Source organism: Bacillus sp. MRMR6 (assembly GCF_001940785.1).
Classification (GTDB): Bacteria; Bacillota; Bacilli; order Bacillales; family Cytobacillaceae; genus Neobacillus.
In genome coordinates, this window is the sequence record NZ_MSLS01000012.1 from 38,142 (window position 1) to 55,055 (window position 16,914).

A 16,914-nucleotide genomic window follows, 5' to 3' on the forward strand; every position below is an offset into this window, starting at 1 on the left:
ATGATGAACATGGAGGTCATTATGGCTGCTTATACGCCGATGATACAGCAATACTTAACCGTAAAGGCAGATTATCAAGATGCTTTTTTATTTTTTCGCCTTGGCGATTTCTATGAAATGTTTTTTGACGATGCCATCAAAGCTTCACAAGAATTAGAGATTACCTTAACGAGCCGTGAAGGTGGAACCGAAGAACGAATTCCGATGTGCGGTGTACCCCACCATTCAGCTCCTAATTATATTGAACAGCTGATTTCAAAAGGCTACAAAGTGGCGATATGCGAGCAAATGGAAGACGCCAAATTGACAAAAGGAATGGTTAGACGGGAAGTTGTTCAGTTGATTACCCCTGGAACTGTAATGGAAGGAAAAGGGTTATCAGAAAAAGAGAATAATTATATAGCCTCGATTACACAATTTGATGATGAGACCTATGGTTTTGCTTATAACGACATTTCTACTGGTGAAAGTCAGGTAACATTACTATCTAGTAATGTTGAAGAAGTGCTGAATGAGCTTGCGGTCCTCGGTGCGAAGGAAGTAGTTGTCGCTGGCAGCTTTGACACTAGCTTGCAAAAGAAGATGAAGGAACGCGATGTTCTCGCGATTTCGATTGAAGATAATAGTTCGGTAGAAAGTAATTTTTCACATCTATTAGCAGATCTAAACCAGGATAAATTGAAGCAGACGGCAGCAAGGCTATTAAATTATTTATACAGATCTCAAAAAAGAAGCCTTGACCATCTTCAACCGGTGACCACCTATCAAATACACCAGTTTATGAAGATTGATTATTATTCAAAACGCAACCTGGAATTAACTGAAACGATCCGCTCAAAGGGGAAAAAAGGTTCATTACTATGGCTGCTTGATGAAACGATGACGGCAATGGGCGGCAGAATGCTAAAGCATTGGATTGACCGTCCGCTGATTACACGTGAAATTATTGAGTCCCGCCATAAGCTGGTCGAGATTTTAATGAGCCATTATTTTGAGCGTCAGGAGCTCCGTGAAAAATTAAGGGAAGTCTACGATTTAGAACGGTTAGCCGGCCGGGTGGCTTTCGGTAACGTGAACGCTCGTGACTTAGTTCAATTAAAGCGCTCCTTAATTCAAATTCCTTTTTTAAAACAAATTCTTGAAAACATGCAAAACGAAGAGATCAATAAAATGGCTGAGCTTCTTGATCCTTGTGAAGAAATTACCGATTTGCTTGAGCAGGCAATTGTGGACAATCCTCCGCTTTCATTAAAAGATGGAAATATGATCCGTGACAGCTATAATGCTCAATTGGATCAATATCGCGATGCAAGCCGCAACGGTAAAACGTGGATTGCCCAGCTTGAGCGTGAGGAACGGGAGAAAACAGGAATTAAATCGTTAAAGATCGGCTATAACCGTGTGTTTGGTTATTATATAGAAGTAACTCGTGCGAATCTGCATCTGTTAACAGAAGGGCAGTATGAAAGAAAGCAAACCTTAACGAATGCTGAACGTTTTGTCACTCCGGAGTTAAAGGAAAAAGAAGCGTTAATTTTACAAGCAGAAGAAAAATGCGGTGAGCTCGAATATGAGTTATTTACTGAAATTCGTGAAATCGTGAAGGAACAAATTCCGCGACTACAAGCGTTAGCGAAAACCGTTAGTGAGCTTGATGTCCTTCAATGCTTTGCACAAGTGAGTGAAGACCGTCGTTATGTAAAACCGCAGTTTTCTGATGAGCGACGAGTGGTCATCAAGGATGGCAGACATCCTGTAGTTGAAAAGGTCCTCAACACGCAGGAATATGTCCCAAATGACTGTTATATGGATAGCGACCGAGAAGTGTTGCTGATTACGGGTCCAAACATGTCGGGTAAAAGTACGTATATGCGCCAAATTGCCCTAACAGCGATACTTGCGCAAATCGGCTGTTATGTACCGGCAAAAGAAGCGGTTCTGCCGATTTTTGATCAGGTGTTTACTCGGATTGGTGCTGCCGATGATCTGATTTCAGGTCAAAGTACGTTCATGGTGGAAATGCTCGAAGCAAATAACGCCATTACCAATGCCACTCAAAACAGCTTAATCCTTTTTGATGAAATAGGCCGTGGAACTTCTACCTATGATGGAATGGCACTTGCACAGGCGATTATTGAATACATTCATACTCGTATTGGTGCGAAAACACTTTTCTCTACACATTATCATGAACTAACTGTTCTTGAGGCTGACTTGTTAAAGCTGAAAAACATTCACGTAAGTGCGATTGAGCATAATGGAAATGTGGTTTTTCTTCATAAAATTAAAGAAGGTCCGGCAGATAAGAGCTACGGAATTCATGTTGCCCAGCTCGCTGAATTGCCAAGTGACTTGATTCAACGTGCGAAAGAAATATTGTCCGCACTTGAGCAGACGGATGTTCAGAGTGTACCAGTTAACGCTGAGGTTGTTCAGGAATCTGTGGAACCTGAAGCAGAGAAACCAGCCCAGCTGTCTTTCTTTGATGAACCCCAGGATACAAAAAAACCTGACCTGTCCTCTAAGGAAAAGCGTGTAATAGATAAAATGAAGCAGCTTGATATTTTGGATTTAACACCGCTTCAGGCGATTAATATCTTGTATGAGCTACAGAAGAAGTTAAAAAACTAGGTGGTGAACGCGAATGGGGAAGATTATCCAATTAGATGATGCGCTCTCAAATAAAATTGCTGCCGGAGAGGTAGTCGAACGGCCAGCATCTGTCGTGAAAGAGATAGTAGAAAACGCGATTGATGCTGGCAGTACGGTCATTGAAATTGAGGTTGAAGAAGCGGGACTTGCTAAAATCCGGATAACCGATAATGGAAATGGGATTGAGGAAGAGGATGTGCTCATCGCTTTTCAGAGACATGCAACCTCGAAAATCAAGGATGAAAATGACTTGTTCCGCATTCGAACTCTAGGTTTCCGTGGCGAGGCTTTACCTAGTATCGCGTCTGTTTCCAGACTGGAAATGAAAACCTCAACCGGAGATGGTGCCGGTAATCGGGTGGTCATTGAAGGCGGTAAGGTTATTGTATTTGAAAAAGCTTCGAGCAGAAGAGGAACGGATATTACGATTACAGACCTTTTCTTTAACACGCCAGCACGCTTAAAATATATGAAAACCATTCATACGGAGCTTGGAAATATTACCGATGTCGTGAACCGGCTTGCCCTTTCTCATCCAGAAGTCGCCTTTCGTCTGATTCATAATGAGCGAAAGCTGCTTCAAACCAATGGGAATGGCGATGTCCGCCAGGTGCTTGCCTCGATTTATGGAATGAGCATTGCGAAACAGCTTGTACCGATTTCGGGAAGCTCACTAGATTATAAAATAAGCGGATATGCCTCAATGCCTGAAGTGACTCGTGCATCGAGAAATTATATTTCAACTATGATTAATGGTAGGTTTATTAAAAATTATGCACTGGCTAAAGCGATTCAGGAAGGGTACCATACCTTGCTGCCGATTGGCAGATTTCCGCTTGTGCTTCTAAATATTGAAATGGACCCGTTATTGGTTGATGTTAATGTGCATCCATCGAAAATGGAGGTTCGGATTAGTAAAGAGGCAGAGCTGAACGATCTTGTAACTAGGATTTTGAAAGAGGCTTTTAAATCGAAGGTACTGATTCCAACTGCTTATAATGTTGAGAAGAAAGAGGCTCAAAAGTCAGAGCAGACCAGATTGGTTCTTGACGAGTCTAACAACAGTAAGCCTGTTAAGAACGAGTTTCATTGGGAACCGCCAGTTACAGCTACACATGTGAGAGAAGAGCGCACGATTGTACAAACTTCCCATAAAGAAGAAAGTGTGGAACAAGAACCTGTATGGGAATTTACACCTCCTGTGGTTAAGAAGGAGGAGCCATCATTTGAGGACACCTCTACCAGTGGTGTGACCGAAGAACAAAATGACAGCCGTGTTCCTCGAATGTATCCGATTGGTCAAATGCACGGAACCTATATTTTTGCACAAAATGAAAATGGGTTATATATCATTGATCAGCATGCTGCACAAGAGCGTTTAAAGTATGAGTATTTTAGGGAAAAAGTCGGCGAGGTGTATTCTGAGCTTCAGGAAATGCTTGTGCCGCTAACCTTTGAATACTCAACTGACGAATTTTTAAAAATTAATGAGCACCGAAGTGAATTGGAGAAGGTTGGGGTTTTCTTAGAGGAGTTTGGGATGAATAGCTTCATTGTCCGCTCACATCCGCAATGGTTCCCAAAAGGCGAGGAGACACAAATTATTGAGGAAATGATAGAGCAGCTTCTCTTGATGAAAAAGGTTGATATTAAGAAGCTTCGTGAAGAAGCAGCGATAATGATGAGCTGTAAAGCATCGATCAAAGCCAACCGTCATCTCCGGAACGACGAGATCCAAGCGTTGTTAGATGATTTGCGAAACGCATCTGATCCGTTTACCTGTCCGCATGGCAGGCCCATCATCGCCCACTACAGCTCCTATGACATGGAAAAAATGTTCAAAAGAGTGATGTAAAACATTAGATACAGATTTTTAGAGACCTAAATCGGGTCTCTATTTTTATTTGAAGTTGATTACTGACTAAAACCCCTTCAGGGTAAGAGTTAGAGATTACTTATGAGGGTGATAAGTGATCAGAACACCAGTAAAATAGGGAAAAGGGGTAACTTAGAAGGTATATAAAATGACCTGTCTAACAACACTGTATATTTTTGAAAAATAGGTAACTAATAAGATTTTTTTTCGTCTAAATAATAAAGAATAGCGAAAAATATATTTTCTCATCGCTGTTGTTACATGTTGGCATTAAAAGGTAAACGTGAAATAATATAGATGAGGATTAGGTACAAAGGTCTGTGAAAAAAGGAGGTGTCTCTATGGTGGTATTTGGCATCTTAAGTTCTTTTTTACCAATAGTTATTATTATTTTTGTGATTGTTTATGCAGTGAAGAATAAAGAAATGGGGGATGAAGCAGTGATACGCCATCTTTATACCTATTTAGTACTGTTTGCCACGTTGATGATGGTAATCGGCGGAGGGATATCTATTTTTATGGCGAGTGCCGATTTAATTAGTCCGCCAAGTTATTACCAAAGTTATGAAGATTATAAACAGATTCGGATAGACGGAAAGATAAGGAATGAGACAGATGCTGATCTCACAGAAGAGGAACTTCGTTCGGGCTACGAACAAGCGATGAAAGATCATAAGAATCGCGAAAGAGAATCAGCAAAGAACCAACTGATTAAGAGTCTTGGCTTTATTGTTATCCCGCTGCCGATCTTCCTATATTTTAATAACATGAGAAAGCGCCAGAGTGACATTTAGCGTGAAAAGAAAAAGAGTGCAACCAAGCACTCTTTTTCTATTGAGATTATTTTGTTGCTACTTGAAGTTTTTTGATATATTTAAGTGCTTGTCCAGTTCCAAAGGCAACGGATTCCAATGGGCTAGATGCCAGTTGGACAGGTACAAAGATTTCTTTGCTGATCCATTCTTCCATACCATTCATTAGTGCACCGCCGCCTGTAAGTATGACACCACGGTCAACGATATCACCGCTAAGCTCTGCCGGACAATCCTCAAGAGTGGCACGAATCGCTTCCAAAATATGAAGCAGCGATTCTTTCATGGCCTTTCTAATTTCGTAAGATGAAAGACTAATAGTTTTTGGCAAACCTGTTACAAGGTCGCGGCCGCGTACTTCCATAAACATCTCTTCATGGTCTATTAAAGCATAGCCGATTTCCATTTTAACCTTTTCCGCTGTGCGCTCACCAATTAAAACATTGTATTCTTTCCGTACATGTTGAATAATTTCCTCATCAAACCGGTCGCCGCCAATTTTGATTGAATGGCAGGCAACAACACCGCCAAAGGAAATAATCGCAACCTCTGTGTTTCCCCCGCCAATATCAACGACAACATTCGCGACAGGCTCATCTACTGGCAGCCCAGCACCAATCGCGGCAGCAACGGGCTCTTCGATTAACTGTATTTTCTTTGCTCCGGCATTTCTAACCGCATCATGGATGGCTCTTCGTTCAACGCTAGTAGAGCCAGATGGAGTACAGATGACCACATTCGGTTTGCGAATGGCAAAGCCAAGTTTTTTAGAAGCCTTTCGCATGATATGCTTGAGTAATTCCGTTGTAAGGTCATAGTCTGCGATTACTCCTTCTTTTAGAGGGCGAACCGCCACAATTTTTTCAGGAGTTTTCCCAATCATTTCTTTTGCCTCGGTCCCTATGGCCACAACGTTTTTTGTGACGGTGTCAATGGCGACAACAGAAGGCTCATTTAGAGCAATTCCTTTATTTTTACTATATACCAATGTATTTGAAGTTCCTAAATCAATACCGATATCAAAAGTAGATAACATTTTTTCACCTTTTTCTCCTATTTTTCAACAAAATAAGCTACGATTTAGAGTACCACGAATATGGGGTATAGGGGTGAATGTAAATGAAACGTTATGGTAATGTAATAGTTTACTATAAATTTTTTGTGGTTGTTACGGGAACGTTATCAAAATGTAACCTTTCAAGAAATATTTCTCGGAAATAACAAAAAACTTCCATCAGTGGGGATCTTACTGCCCGTTAATGCGGGATAAATATAATTTTCCTATTCTATATGCATAGAATAGAATTTTTTTGTTAATACTTGTTTGATGTTCAACTGCTTTTTAAAATTGTGTTACGATAACGGTGTGAACGGTGATCCAAGTATCACCAGAAACTGAATTTGCAAATAAGGCAGTGTGAAAATATTGGAATCAAAACAGAAATTATTAGTTATAATCGGCCCAACAGCAGTAGGAAAAACAAAGCTAAGCATCGAGCTGGCGAAGAAGTATAATGGTGAAATTATTAGTGGTGATTCGATGCAAATTTACCGCGAAATGGATATAGGTACTGCCAAAATAAAGATTGAAGAAATGGAAGGAGTACCACATCACTTAATAGACATTAAAGACCCTGACGAGAGTTTTTCCGTTGCAGAATTTCAACAGCTTGTCCGAGCAAAAATAAACGAAATTGCCTTAAAAGGTAAATTGCCCATTATTGTTGGCGGTACGGGGCTTTATATTCAATCAGTCATTTATGATTATCATTTTTCCGAGGCAACTGCCGATGATACTTTTCGGATCGAGTTAGAAGCGCGTGCGAAAGTGATTGGCAATGAGGCATTACATAAGGAATTAACAAGGCTAGACCCAGTCAGTGCAGCGCAAATTCACCCCAATAATGTAAGGAGGGTCATAAGAGCACTTGAAATTTTTCACTGTACTGGTAAGATGATGAGTGAATATCAAAAAGAGCAAGAGCCTGATTTACTTTATCAAACAGCTCTCATTGGATTAACCATGGAGAGGGAAAAATTGTACGAACGAATCAACCTCCGCGTTAAGTTGATGATGGACGAAGGACTTCTAGATGAGGTACGCCGATTGTACGATCGCGGCTTGCGTGATTGTCAAAGTATCCAAGCGATCGGATATAAAGAAGTGTATGAATTCTTTGAAGGCAAGGTCAGCCTTGAAGATGCCGTAGAAAACTTAAAACAGAATTCACGGCGTTATGCAAAGAGGCAATTAACTTGGTTCAGAAACAAAATGGATGTACAATGGTTTGATATGGCAGATGTGCCAAATTTGTCAAAAAAAATAACGGAAATTTCTCAATATGTTGAAGGAAAGCTCCAAGTAAAATCGAATACATATTAGTAGAGATAAAAGAGGAGGATATACAATGAAAACCACCATCAATATTCAAGACCAATTCTTAAACCAATGTCGCAAGGATAACACGCATGTAACGGTATTTTTGTTAAATGGATTCCAGTTGAGAGGCCAAATTAAGGGCTTTGATAACTTTACTGTTCTTTTTGAATCTGAAGGGAAGCAGCAGTTAGTATACAAGCATGCCATTTCGACGTTTGCGCCGCAAAGAAATGTTCAGCTTGATCTAGATGCTAATAACTAATCCATAAAATAAATTCGAGCTCCTTTTAGGGGCTCTTTTTTATTTTTATAATGAAATACAGACTGGGTGAATACATATATAGAATGAAGGGTGTTTGTTTGGAATGCTGTAAAGTTGGACACGAGCATATGGGAGTAAGTGTCCTAATTGATGTTTAAACTGCGTAAAAACCTAGAGTTCTAGGTAGCCATAATCAGGCTTCAACACGAATATCGCTGGCAGAATGAGAGGTGAAAGCTTTGGATCAACCGATTCGTATGAAAAGTAACGGCCAAATAAGCGTCGTCCTCAACTCGCAAAAAAAGAAGTCGTTAGCTAAGGACTTGCCCAAACCACAAGTTGTTCCAAAGGATATTCCCCCTGAGCACTCGGCTCTAAAGGAAATCGAAGAAGAGCTTGGGGCACTAGTTGGAATGGAAGAAATGAAACGAATGATAAAAGAAATTTACGCATGGATTTTTGTAAATAAAAAAAGAGAAGAAATGGGGTTAAAAACGAGAAAACAAGCACTTCATATGATGTTTAAAGGCAATCCGGGAACAGGGAAAACAACGGTAGCCAGATTGATCGGGAAGCTTTTCTTAAAAATGAATGTTTTATCAAAAGGGCATTTAATTGAAGCGGAACGAGCGGATCTTGTTGGAGAATATATTGGCCACACTGCGCAAAAGACGAGAGACTTAATTAAAAAGGCACAAGGGGGAATCCTCTTCGTTGACGAAGCTTACTCACTAGGACGAGGGGGAGAAAAGGATTTTGGCAAGGAGGCAATTGATACGCTGGTCAAGCATATGGAGGATAAACAGCATGAGTTCATTTTAATTCTTGCTGGATATTCTCGAGAAATGGACTATTTTCTCACTTTAAACCCTGGGCTCCACTCCCGATTTCCTCTAGTGATCGACTTTCCAGATTACGATATTGAACAGTTGATGGATATTGCGGGTAGGATGCTGGTGGAAAGAGAATATGCCTTGAGTCATGAGGCGGAGAAAAAACTAAAGGATCATTTGATTTGGGTTAAAGCAGTCCTAAGTCCAACCAGCTTTTCAAATGGCCGTTATGTCCGAAATATCATTGAGAAAACAATTCGCTCTCAAGCGATGCGTCTGTTAATGCTGAATAGTTATGACCGTCACGAACTGATGACCCTCAGGAGCAATGATTTAGTTTTTGAGGAGGATTAAATAAAAAATCGGCGAGCCTTCTCGAATCGCCGATTTTTTCATGAAATTTAATGTGCGCCTAATCTCCTGGAGGGCAATTTCCATTTGAAGGTATAGGAAAGGACGCGAAGGAGCGTAACTAATGCGAACAATGTATATAGCTCCCAAGGGGTAACTACTACTTTTAAACCAATCATAAGACCTGCAAAGATTGCCCAAACGGCATAAATTTCTGCTCTCAACACGGTAGGTTTTCTGCCCGCAAGCAAGTCGCGGATGATACCGCCCCCGATACCAGTTAGAACTGCAGCGACGATGACGGCACTTAATGGATGATTCATGTTGACTGCATAAATCGCACCCTGTATCGCAAAAGCAGATAGTCCAATCGCATCAAAAAAGTTTCCCCATTTTTGCCAGTGCTTTAAAAGGTTATTTGGAAATAAGTATACGGCTGTAATCGATAGCAAGGCAATTTGAAAAAATACTCCTTGTTCCCATAAAGCAGAGACAGGAACGCCGATTAACAAATTTCTAATTGCTCCCCCACCAAAAGCGGTAACGATTCCTAAAATATATACCCCTAAAATATCATACTCTTCTTCCATCGCAATAATGGCACCACTGATCGCAAATGCAATCGTGCCAATCATACTTAAAACATCCCACGTCATCCTCTGTATTTCCCCTCATTGTAATCTAACTATTTATAATATATATATATATATGACCAAATAATTGAATGTTCAATGGCAAACAATATGATTTTAACACGATGGGGTGAATAATCAACAACTTTTTCCTCAACACAATAAATTCTTTTGGTAAATTAGAGTATTCATTTATTTTTTGGTATGATTAGGAAAGAAAATTAGGAAAGCAGGGTGTTGTTTTGGAGCAAGAAGTTATCTTAGAGAAAGCCATCTTAGTTGGCTGCCAAACGCAAACACACGATGACATAAGATTTCAATATTCTATGGAGGAACTAGCATCCCTTACGGAAACTGCGAAAGGGAAGGTTTTGACCACCCTTATCCAGAAGCGGGATCGAATTCACTCAGCTTTATATATAGGAAAAGGAAAAGTAGAAGAACTGAAGGCGCTAGTCGAAGAGCTTGAAGTGGATCTTGTGATTTTTAATGATGAACTGTCACCAAGTCAAAAGCGAAATCTTGGTGCTGAATTAGATGCTCGAATTATTGACCGGACCCAACTGATCTTAGATATCTTCGCACAAAGAGCCCGGTCAAAGGAAGGGAAGCTGCAGGTCGAACTAGCCCAGCTGCAATACCTGCTCCCGCGGTTAGCAGGGCAGGGGATTGCACTGTCTAGGCTTGGAGCGGGTATTGGGACAAGAGGTCCTGGTGAAACAAAGCTAGAATCCGACCGCCGTCATATCCGCCGGAGAATTGATGATATTAAAACTCAGTTATCGGTTATCGTTCAGCATCGTGACCGCTACAGAGAAAGACGGAAGAAGAATAAAGCCTTCCAGGTTGCGATTGTTGGTTATACAAATGCCGGGAAATCTACACTGTTCAACAGATTGTCAGAGGCAGACTCCTACGAGGAAAATCAATTGTTTGCGACACTTGATCCGATGACGAGGAAATTAATTTTACCAAGTGGATTTTTAACATTAATTACAGATACCGTTGGGTTCATTCAAGACTTGCCAACAGCGCTAATCGCTGCTTTCCGTTCGACATTAGAAGAGGTTAAAGAGGCTGATCTGTTGCTGCATGTCGTCGATATGTCGAGCGAAGATTACTTTCAGCATGAAAAAACAGTAAACAAGCTATTAGAGAATCTTGATATCAAGGAGATTCCACAGCTTACGGTTTATAATAAAAAAGATATTAAGCATCCAAACTTCGTGCCCACCTCCAATTCGTCATCTGTATTCATAAGTGCGTTTGATGAGGAAGATCGAAATGAATTAAAGAAAAAGCTGCAGGGTATGATTATCGAATTAATGGAGCCATACGAGGTAAGGGTCCCGTCGGATGAAGGGAAACTCCTTTCGCAATTAAAGAATGAGACGATTTTAAGAGAACTAACCTTTAATGAAGAAAGCGAGTTATATCAATGCAAAGGATACTCGCTGCCTGACCATCAAATTAGCGGGCAATTACAGAAATATAAAAAGTAGATTGGAGTAACATCATGTTTCAACAGTTAAACAACGGGGAAAAGCTGAAGAAAATTGTAGAAGACGTTGAGCGTAAAATAGCTGACGTACATAAGCGTATCGATGAAAAAATTGAAACCAATCAGTTTCAAGTATTGAGAAGCTACCAAAAGCATAGAGTAAGTGATTCTCACTTTATTCCGTCCACAGGATACGGATATGATGATATTGGCCGAGATACACTTGAAGTGATTTATGCGGATGTTTTTGGAGGAGAGGCGGGCTTAGTCCGGCCGCAAATTATCTCAGGGACACATGCTATTTCCATCGCTTTGTTTGGGGTACTTCGTCCTGGGGATGAACTGCTGTATATTACCGGTAAACCTTATGATACACTCGAAGAAATCGTCGGGATCCGCGGCAATGGAGTCGGCTCATTAAGGGAATTTGGGATCACATACGATAGTGTAGCACTCACAGCTGAAGGGGCGATTGACTATACGACTGTCGCTGAGAAAATTAAACCAAATACAAAAATGGTTGGGATCCAGCGTTCGAAAGGATATGCCAATCGGCCATCCTTTACGATTGCTGAACTAGAAGAAATGATCTCGTTTGTTAAGGAGATAAAAGAAGATGTAGTAGTGTTTGTAGATAACTGTTATGGAGAGTTTGTTGAAGAACTTGAACCATGCCATGTTGGAGCAGACCTTATGGCTGGTTCACTTATAAAAAATCCCGGCGGCGGGATTGCCAAAACAGGAGGCTATATTGTCGGTAAAAAGAAGTGGGTAGAAGCTTGCTCGTACCGAATGACATCGCCTGGAATTGGAGCGGAAGCAGGGGCTTCCCTATATAGTCTTCAGGAAATGTACCAAGGCTTTTTCTTAGCTCCGCATGTTGTCGGTCAAGCCTTAAAGGGAGCAGTATTTACTGCAGCTCTTCTTGAAAAACTTGGAATGAATTCTTCGCCTAAATGGGATGCCAAAAGAACCGATTTAATTCAATCGGTACAATTTGATGACAAAGATAAAATGGTGGCCTTCTGTCAGGCGATTCAATTTGCGTCACCGATTAATTCACATGTGACTGCCTACCCAGCCTATATGCCGGGTTATGAGGATGATGTGATTATGGCGGCGGGTACTTTTATTCAAGGTGCAAGTATCGAGCTGACTGCCGACGGACCGATAAGACCTCCATTTGTAGCCTATGTACAAGGCGGGCTTACCTATGCCCATGTAAAAATGGCTGTTTGTTTAGCAGTGGACCGTCTTGTGGATAAACAATTGATTTCATTGAATTTGTGAAGAAACCTAGGGGCAACCTAAAACCATAAATGTTGCCCCTTTCATAGATTTTAAATTTTTCAGAAAAAACCATGTAAGAAAACCTTACATATCATTGACATCTTTTCTTACACGAAATATAATAGCAATATAAATTAGCAAAAGGAGAGGAGAAATTTAAGTGAGTGGAAAAGAAATTCGCCGCTCGATGCCATTGTTTCCGATCGGAACGGTCATGCAGTTAACAGACTTAACCGCAAGACAAATCCGCTATTACGAAGAGCACCAGTTGATTTCTCCAGCTAGAACAGAAGGAAACAGACGCTTATATAGTTTAATAGATATTGATAAACTATTAGAAATTAAAGATTTAATTGATCAAGGCGTTAACATGGCTGGAATTAAACAGCTTCTATTGGTTAAAGAGCAGCAATCTAACTTAATAGAACAACACGCCGCCAAGGGAAAGCAAGTGCTTACCGATGACCAACTGCGAAATCTCCTTCGCCAAGAATTACAGCAGGCAGGAAGATTTAACCGCTCGTCACTGAGACAAGGTGATATGTCACGTTTTTTCCATTAATACTATTTTTAAATAACCTTAGGGGGAATAATAATGGCAAAGTTTACTAGAGAAGATATTAAACGTTTAGCGCAAGAGGAAAATGTTAAGTTTATTCGTTTACAATTTACTGATATCCTTGGAACTATTAAAAATGTTGAAATTCCTATCAGCCAGTTAGAAAAAGCACTCGATAACAAAATGATGTTTGATGGTTCTTCTATTGAAGGGTTTGTAAGAATTGAAGAGTCTGATATGTATTTATTTCCAGATTTGAATACATGGGTAGTATTCCCTTGGACAGCTGAGAAAGGTACAGTAGCTCGTTTGATCTGTGATATCTATACCGCAGAAGGAGCTCCATTTGATGGCGATCCTCGTAACAACTTAAAGAGAGTATTAAAAGAAATGGAAGAACTAGGATTTACTGAATTTAACCTAGGACCTGAGCCAGAATTCTTCTTATTCAAACTAGATCAACAAGGTGAGCCAACTTTAGAATTAAACGACCAAGGCGGTTACTTTGACTTTGCTCCAACAGATTTAGGTGAAAACTGCCGTCGTGATATCGTGCTAGAATTAGAAGAAATGGGCTTTGAAATTGAAGCATCTCACCATGAAGTGGCTCCAGGCCAACATGAGATTGACTTTAAATATGCAGATGCTTTAACGGCTTGTGACCAAATTCAAACCTTCAAGCTTGTTGTTAAAACAATTGCCCGTAAGCACGGTTTACACGCAACGTTCATGCCAAAACCTTTATACGGTGTAAACGGCTCTGGAATGCACATGAACCTTTCATTATTTAAAAATGGTCAAAATGCATTCTTTGAACCAACTGGTGACCTTCAAATGAGTGATACAGCGCGTCAATTTATAGCGGGTATTTTGAAGAACGCTACTGGTTTCACAGCGGTAACCAACCCAACTGTAAACTCTTATAAGCGTTTAGTACCAGGCTATGAGGCACCTTGTTATGTAGCGTGGTCTGCTAGAAACCGTTCACCATTGATTCGTATTCCTGCTTCCCGCGGTTTAAGTACTCGCGTAGAAGTTCGTAGCGTTGACCCAGCTGCTAACCCATACCTAGCAATGGCTGTTCTTCTAAAAGCTGGCTTAGATGGAATTAAGAATAAATTAACTCCTCCTGCTCCAGTTGACCGTAACATCTATGTTATGAGCAAAGAAGAAAGAATTGAAGAAGGTATTATCGACCTTCCAGCGACACTTGCTCAAGCATTAGACGAATTGAAGTCGAATGAAGTAATTGTAGCAGGTCTTGGCGAACACATCTTCGAACATTTTGTAGAAGCCAAAGAGATCGAATGGGATATGTTCCGTACAGTGGTACACCCTTGGGAAAGAGAGCAGTACCTAAGCATGTATTAATTCATGGAAAGCCTTGACGTTCTAAGCGTTAGGGCTTTTTTTCTTTTGTGGGCAGTTCTTTTTGCCAGCTGGTTTGGTTGAATCTGCCCCGAAAATACCCACATTTATTCGAAATCTAGTAAACATTTTTAGTGTATTCTTCATACTTATCAATTGCTGTAATCTCCATTTTCTTTGAAACATGTGAGTATACATCGGCGGTTACTTGATAACTGCCATGTCCTAAGCGTTCCTGTAATGTTTTCATATCAACACCTGCTTCAAGTGCTAAAACAGCGTGAGTATGTCGTAACGAGTGAATAGGTAGCGATGATAGTCCTGCCCTTTTTAATATTCTGGAAAATGCATTGAACAAAGTTGATTTCGGCAAGTAGTTTCCATCATTCCGACAAAACACTAGATTAAGATCATGATGATATATCTCATTTAACGTCAATTTGTTTTGATTTTGATACTTGATTTGAAAATGAAAGTCATTCGCTAATGATTGGCTGATTTTAATCGTTCGTACAGAATGATAGGTTTTCGTATCCCCAAACATCAAATTCTTATCCTTGCTTGCTTTCTGGAAGTCGAAGGACTTTGTGATCGAGATAGTTCTCTCTTTTAAATCGATATCTGTCCATTGTAAAGCAGCAGCTTCTCCTTTTCTCATACCAGTGTCAATGAGAGCCTTAAAAAAGATCCAATAGTTGTATTCATATTTATAGGCCTCTTGAAGGAAGCGCCCCACATCATTAGAATCGATAAATTGCAAATCCTTTTCGTTTACTTTCCCTTTAATCGTTGCACCTTCACAAGGATTATATTCAATTTTCCTATCGATAATAGCTCTTTTAAACATCTCATACATAATTGTATGATTAATTTCTACTAAGCTTTTGCTGTAGCCTTGGCTTGCTAAATGATTAATAAACTTTTGATACATCATCGGTTTTACATCCTTTAATTGGACGTTTTTAAAGTAAGGGAGGATATGCAACCGAATATTTTGTTCTTTGTTTTCATAGGTACTTCGGCGAATGGTGTCTTTTTTGTGTTCGTTCAGCCAATAATCCAAATAATCTTTTAAGGAAATTGAACTAATCTCAAATCCTTCCATGATTCTTTTTTCTTCCTCGGCTGCGGCCAGCTGTGCTTCTTTACTGGAAAGGAATCCTTTCTTTGACTTCTCCCTAAACTTTTGAGTGATTGGATCCTTATATCGAATCCGGTATTCATAGTAGACTTTTTTATCATTTTTCTTCATATATTTGTGGATGCTTGCCACGTTTATTCACTCCTCTCATTTACATTTTAAATGACAATCTCCTTTTCATATCGTGTTATATCTTTCCAAATCGATTCGTGAAACTGAAATCCAATCACCTGACGTTCAAAATGTATGAGTTTTTTTTGAGCGGAATTTTGAGTCACATTAAATGTTTCCATGATAAAAAGCACAGCTTCATTCCAGGTGGGTGGCAGTCCCGAGTCGATGAGCATGAAGGTAGGTACACAAAACTGCAGAGCGAAATTGTTCGCTTTAACCTCTTGGAATTCCGAAAAGGTCTCAGTCATTTCAAGCTGATTGCCACTGTGATATAGGATATGTGCTAATTCATGGCCGAAATCATCCCATTGTTCAGGTTCTGATTTATAAATATCGAGGACTATGCTAAATAAACCTTCTTCTCTTTCGATAGCCTGGCTTTCATAATCTGCAATATGAATCCAGATATCCAATTTTTCAGCAATTTTATACAATTCAATCTGATCTGGCCGGCGGATGCCGAAGGATAAATACATTGTTTTAATTTCTTCCTCTAATGGTGTTAGGACATAATTCATATACTTCTCCTTAAAATAGAATGTATGTTCGGTTTATTTGTAAAAATAAAAAGCCAATCGGCTAATTATTGTTTATCCCCAGGTTTACGGTCTTTTTCCTGTTCTTCTAAATACTTTAAAAAGTCTAATGCTTTTTGTCTGTTAGCAGCAGACGACCTTTTTCCTTCTTTAAACCATAACCCCAGCTGCGGATCTTCAATTAATTCTTCAGCAGACTTTTCTTTTCCTTGGTCATTGGTTTCTCTCCCCAGAAGGTCATCGGTAGTTGTATTGAAATAATCAGCAAGTTTTTGAAGAGTTTCGTAATCCGGTTGGCGAGTACCACGCTCATAGGCTGTGTAAGCTGGTCTAGTGATTTTCAAATAATCAGCAACTTGTTTTTGAGTTTTATTATTTTCATTTCTAAGTTTAGAAAGTCTTTCTGAAAGCAATGGTATCACCCCTTTTTATCTATAATACTGTAACAGATAGTTACTTTAAACAATTTGTAACAAATTGAAACTTTTTTTGTTGATATGTATTGACTTGGTAACGAAGTGATACTATACTAAGAGTAACGAAACGT

The 16,914-nt window shown here is 39.8% G+C and carries 15 protein-coding genes; 10 read left to right on the forward strand and 5 right to left on the reverse strand.

What is annotated here, in order from left to right:
- Positions 1–21: 21 nt before the first annotated feature.
- The 3 genes from mutS to BTR25_RS13205 all read left to right on the forward strand — a co-directional run bounded on the left by mutS (position 22) and on the right by BTR25_RS13205 (position 5,322).
- On the forward strand, positions 22–2,631 hold the full coding sequence (gene mutS, locus BTR25_RS13195) for a DNA mismatch repair protein MutS (RefSeq protein WP_175596775.1): 2,610 nt from the start codon (positions 22–24) through the stop codon (positions 2,629–2,631).
- Positions 2,632–2,644: 13 nt separating this feature from the next.
- Positions 2,645–4,507, forward strand: coding sequence for a DNA mismatch repair endonuclease MutL (mutL, locus tag BTR25_RS13200; protein ID WP_075688512.1), 1,863 nt, complete (start codon positions 2,645–2,647; stop codon positions 4,505–4,507).
- 362 nt (positions 4,508–4,869) lie between these two features.
- A complete protein-coding gene (locus tag BTR25_RS13205; protein ID WP_075688513.1) occupies positions 4,870–5,322 on the forward strand; it encodes a hypothetical protein in 453 nt (150 codons plus the stop codon).
- Between the two features lie 46 nt (positions 5,323–5,368).
- On the opposite strand, the gene mreBH is transcribed toward BTR25_RS13205, so the two are convergent.
- Positions 5,369–6,376 (reverse strand): rod-share determining protein MreBH, encoded by a 1,008-nt coding sequence (gene mreBH / locus BTR25_RS13210; protein ID WP_075688514.1) that lies wholly within the window; start codon positions 6,374–6,376, stop codon positions 5,369–5,371.
- A gap of 390 nt (positions 6,377–6,766) precedes the next feature.
- Between mreBH and miaA the strand changes: the two genes are divergently transcribed.
- The 3 genes from miaA to spoVK all read left to right on the forward strand — a co-directional run bounded on the left by miaA (position 6,767) and on the right by spoVK (position 9,169).
- Positions 6,767–7,723, forward strand: a complete 957-nt coding sequence (miaA, locus tag BTR25_RS13215) for a tRNA (adenosine(37)-N6)-dimethylallyltransferase MiaA (protein ID WP_075688515.1) — start codon at positions 6,767–6,769, stop codon at positions 7,721–7,723.
- 25 nt (positions 7,724–7,748) lie between these two features.
- Complete coding sequence (hfq, locus tag BTR25_RS13220; RefSeq protein ID WP_075688516.1) at positions 7,749–7,982, forward strand: RNA chaperone Hfq; 234 nt, start codon at positions 7,749–7,751, stop codon at positions 7,980–7,982.
- 239 nt (positions 7,983–8,221) lie between these two features.
- Entirely contained in the window at positions 8,222–9,169 is a 948-nt protein-coding gene (gene spoVK / locus BTR25_RS13225) for a stage V sporulation protein K (protein WP_075688517.1), read from the forward strand.
- Positions 9,170–9,216: 47 nt separating this feature from the next.
- On the opposite strand, the gene BTR25_RS13230 is transcribed toward spoVK, so the two are convergent.
- Positions 9,217–9,822 (reverse strand): trimeric intracellular cation channel family protein, encoded by a 606-nt coding sequence (locus BTR25_RS13230; protein WP_075688518.1) that lies wholly within the window; start codon positions 9,820–9,822, stop codon positions 9,217–9,219.
- Positions 9,823–10,040: 218 nt separating this feature from the next.
- On the opposite strand from BTR25_RS13230, the gene hflX reads away from it, so the two are divergent.
- The 4 genes from hflX to glnA all read left to right on the forward strand — a co-directional run bounded on the left by hflX (position 10,041) and on the right by glnA (position 14,519).
- On the forward strand, positions 10,041–11,300 hold the full coding sequence (gene hflX / locus BTR25_RS13235; RefSeq protein WP_075688519.1) for a GTPase HflX: 1,260 nt from the start codon (positions 10,041–10,043) through the stop codon (positions 11,298–11,300).
- A gap of 14 nt (positions 11,301–11,314) precedes the next feature.
- On the forward strand, positions 11,315–12,589 hold the full coding sequence (locus BTR25_RS13240) for a methionine gamma-lyase family protein (protein WP_075688520.1): 1,275 nt from the start codon (positions 11,315–11,317) through the stop codon (positions 12,587–12,589).
- Positions 12,590–12,776: 187 nt separating this feature from the next.
- Complete coding sequence (locus BTR25_RS13245) at positions 12,777–13,151, forward strand: MerR family transcriptional regulator (protein ID WP_175596786.1); 375 nt, start codon at positions 12,777–12,779, stop codon at positions 13,149–13,151.
- A gap of 33 nt (positions 13,152–13,184) precedes the next feature.
- On the forward strand, positions 13,185–14,519 hold the full coding sequence (glnA, locus tag BTR25_RS13250; protein WP_075688522.1) for a type I glutamate--ammonia ligase: 1,335 nt from the start codon (positions 13,185–13,187) through the stop codon (positions 14,517–14,519).
- A 115-nt stretch (positions 14,520–14,634) separates the two neighbouring features.
- On the opposite strand, the gene BTR25_RS13255 is transcribed toward glnA, so the two are convergent.
- The 3 genes from BTR25_RS13255 to BTR25_RS13265 all read right to left on the reverse strand — a co-directional run bounded on the left by BTR25_RS13255 (position 14,635) and on the right by BTR25_RS13265 (position 16,780).
- Positions 14,635–15,789, reverse strand: coding sequence for a tyrosine-type recombinase/integrase (locus BTR25_RS13255; protein ID WP_254842708.1), 1,155 nt, complete (start codon positions 15,787–15,789; stop codon positions 14,635–14,637).
- A gap of 26 nt (positions 15,790–15,815) precedes the next feature.
- A complete protein-coding gene (locus BTR25_RS13260; RefSeq protein ID WP_075688523.1) occupies positions 15,816–16,349 on the reverse strand; it encodes an ImmA/IrrE family metallo-endopeptidase in 534 nt (177 codons plus the stop codon).
- Between the two features lie 65 nt (positions 16,350–16,414).
- Positions 16,415–16,780, reverse strand: a complete 366-nt coding sequence (locus BTR25_RS13265) for a helix-turn-helix domain-containing protein (RefSeq protein ID WP_075688524.1) — start codon at positions 16,778–16,780, stop codon at positions 16,415–16,417.
- Between the last annotated feature and the right edge of the window lie 134 nt (positions 16,781–16,914).

Excerpts from the sequence above, each read along its gene's own strand:
- mutL (WP_075688512.1), top strand. The coding sequence starts at position 2,645 with ATGGGGAAGATTATCCAATTAGATGATGCGCTCTCAAATAAAATTGCT.
- hfq (WP_075688516.1), top strand. The coding sequence starts at position 7,749 with ATGAAAACCACCATCAATATTCAAGACCAATTCTTAAACCAATGTCGC.
- glnA (WP_075688522.1), top strand. The coding sequence starts at position 13,185 with ATGGCAAAGTTTACTAGAGAAGATATTAAACGTTTAGCGCAAGAGGAA.
- mreBH (WP_075688514.1), bottom strand. The coding sequence starts at position 6,376 with ATGTTATCTACTTTTGATATCGGTATTGATTTAGGAACTTCAAATACA.
- mutS (WP_175596775.1), top strand. The coding sequence starts at position 22 with ATGGCTGCTTATACGCCGATGATACAGCAATACTTAACCGTAAAGGCA.
- BTR25_RS13205 (WP_075688513.1), top strand. The coding sequence starts at position 4,870 with ATGGTGGTATTTGGCATCTTAAGTTCTTTTTTACCAATAGTTATTATT.
- BTR25_RS13230 (WP_075688518.1), bottom strand. The coding sequence starts at position 9,822 with ATGACGTGGGATGTTTTAAGTATGATTGGCACGATTGCATTTGCGATC.
- BTR25_RS13240 (WP_075688520.1), top strand. The coding sequence starts at position 11,315 with ATGTTTCAACAGTTAAACAACGGGGAAAAGCTGAAGAAAATTGTAGAA.
- BTR25_RS13260 (WP_075688523.1), bottom strand. The coding sequence starts at position 16,349 with ATGAATTATGTCCTAACACCATTAGAGGAAGAAATTAAAACAATGTAT.
- BTR25_RS13245 (WP_175596786.1), top strand. The coding sequence starts at position 12,777 with ATGCCATTGTTTCCGATCGGAACGGTCATGCAGTTAACAGACTTAACC.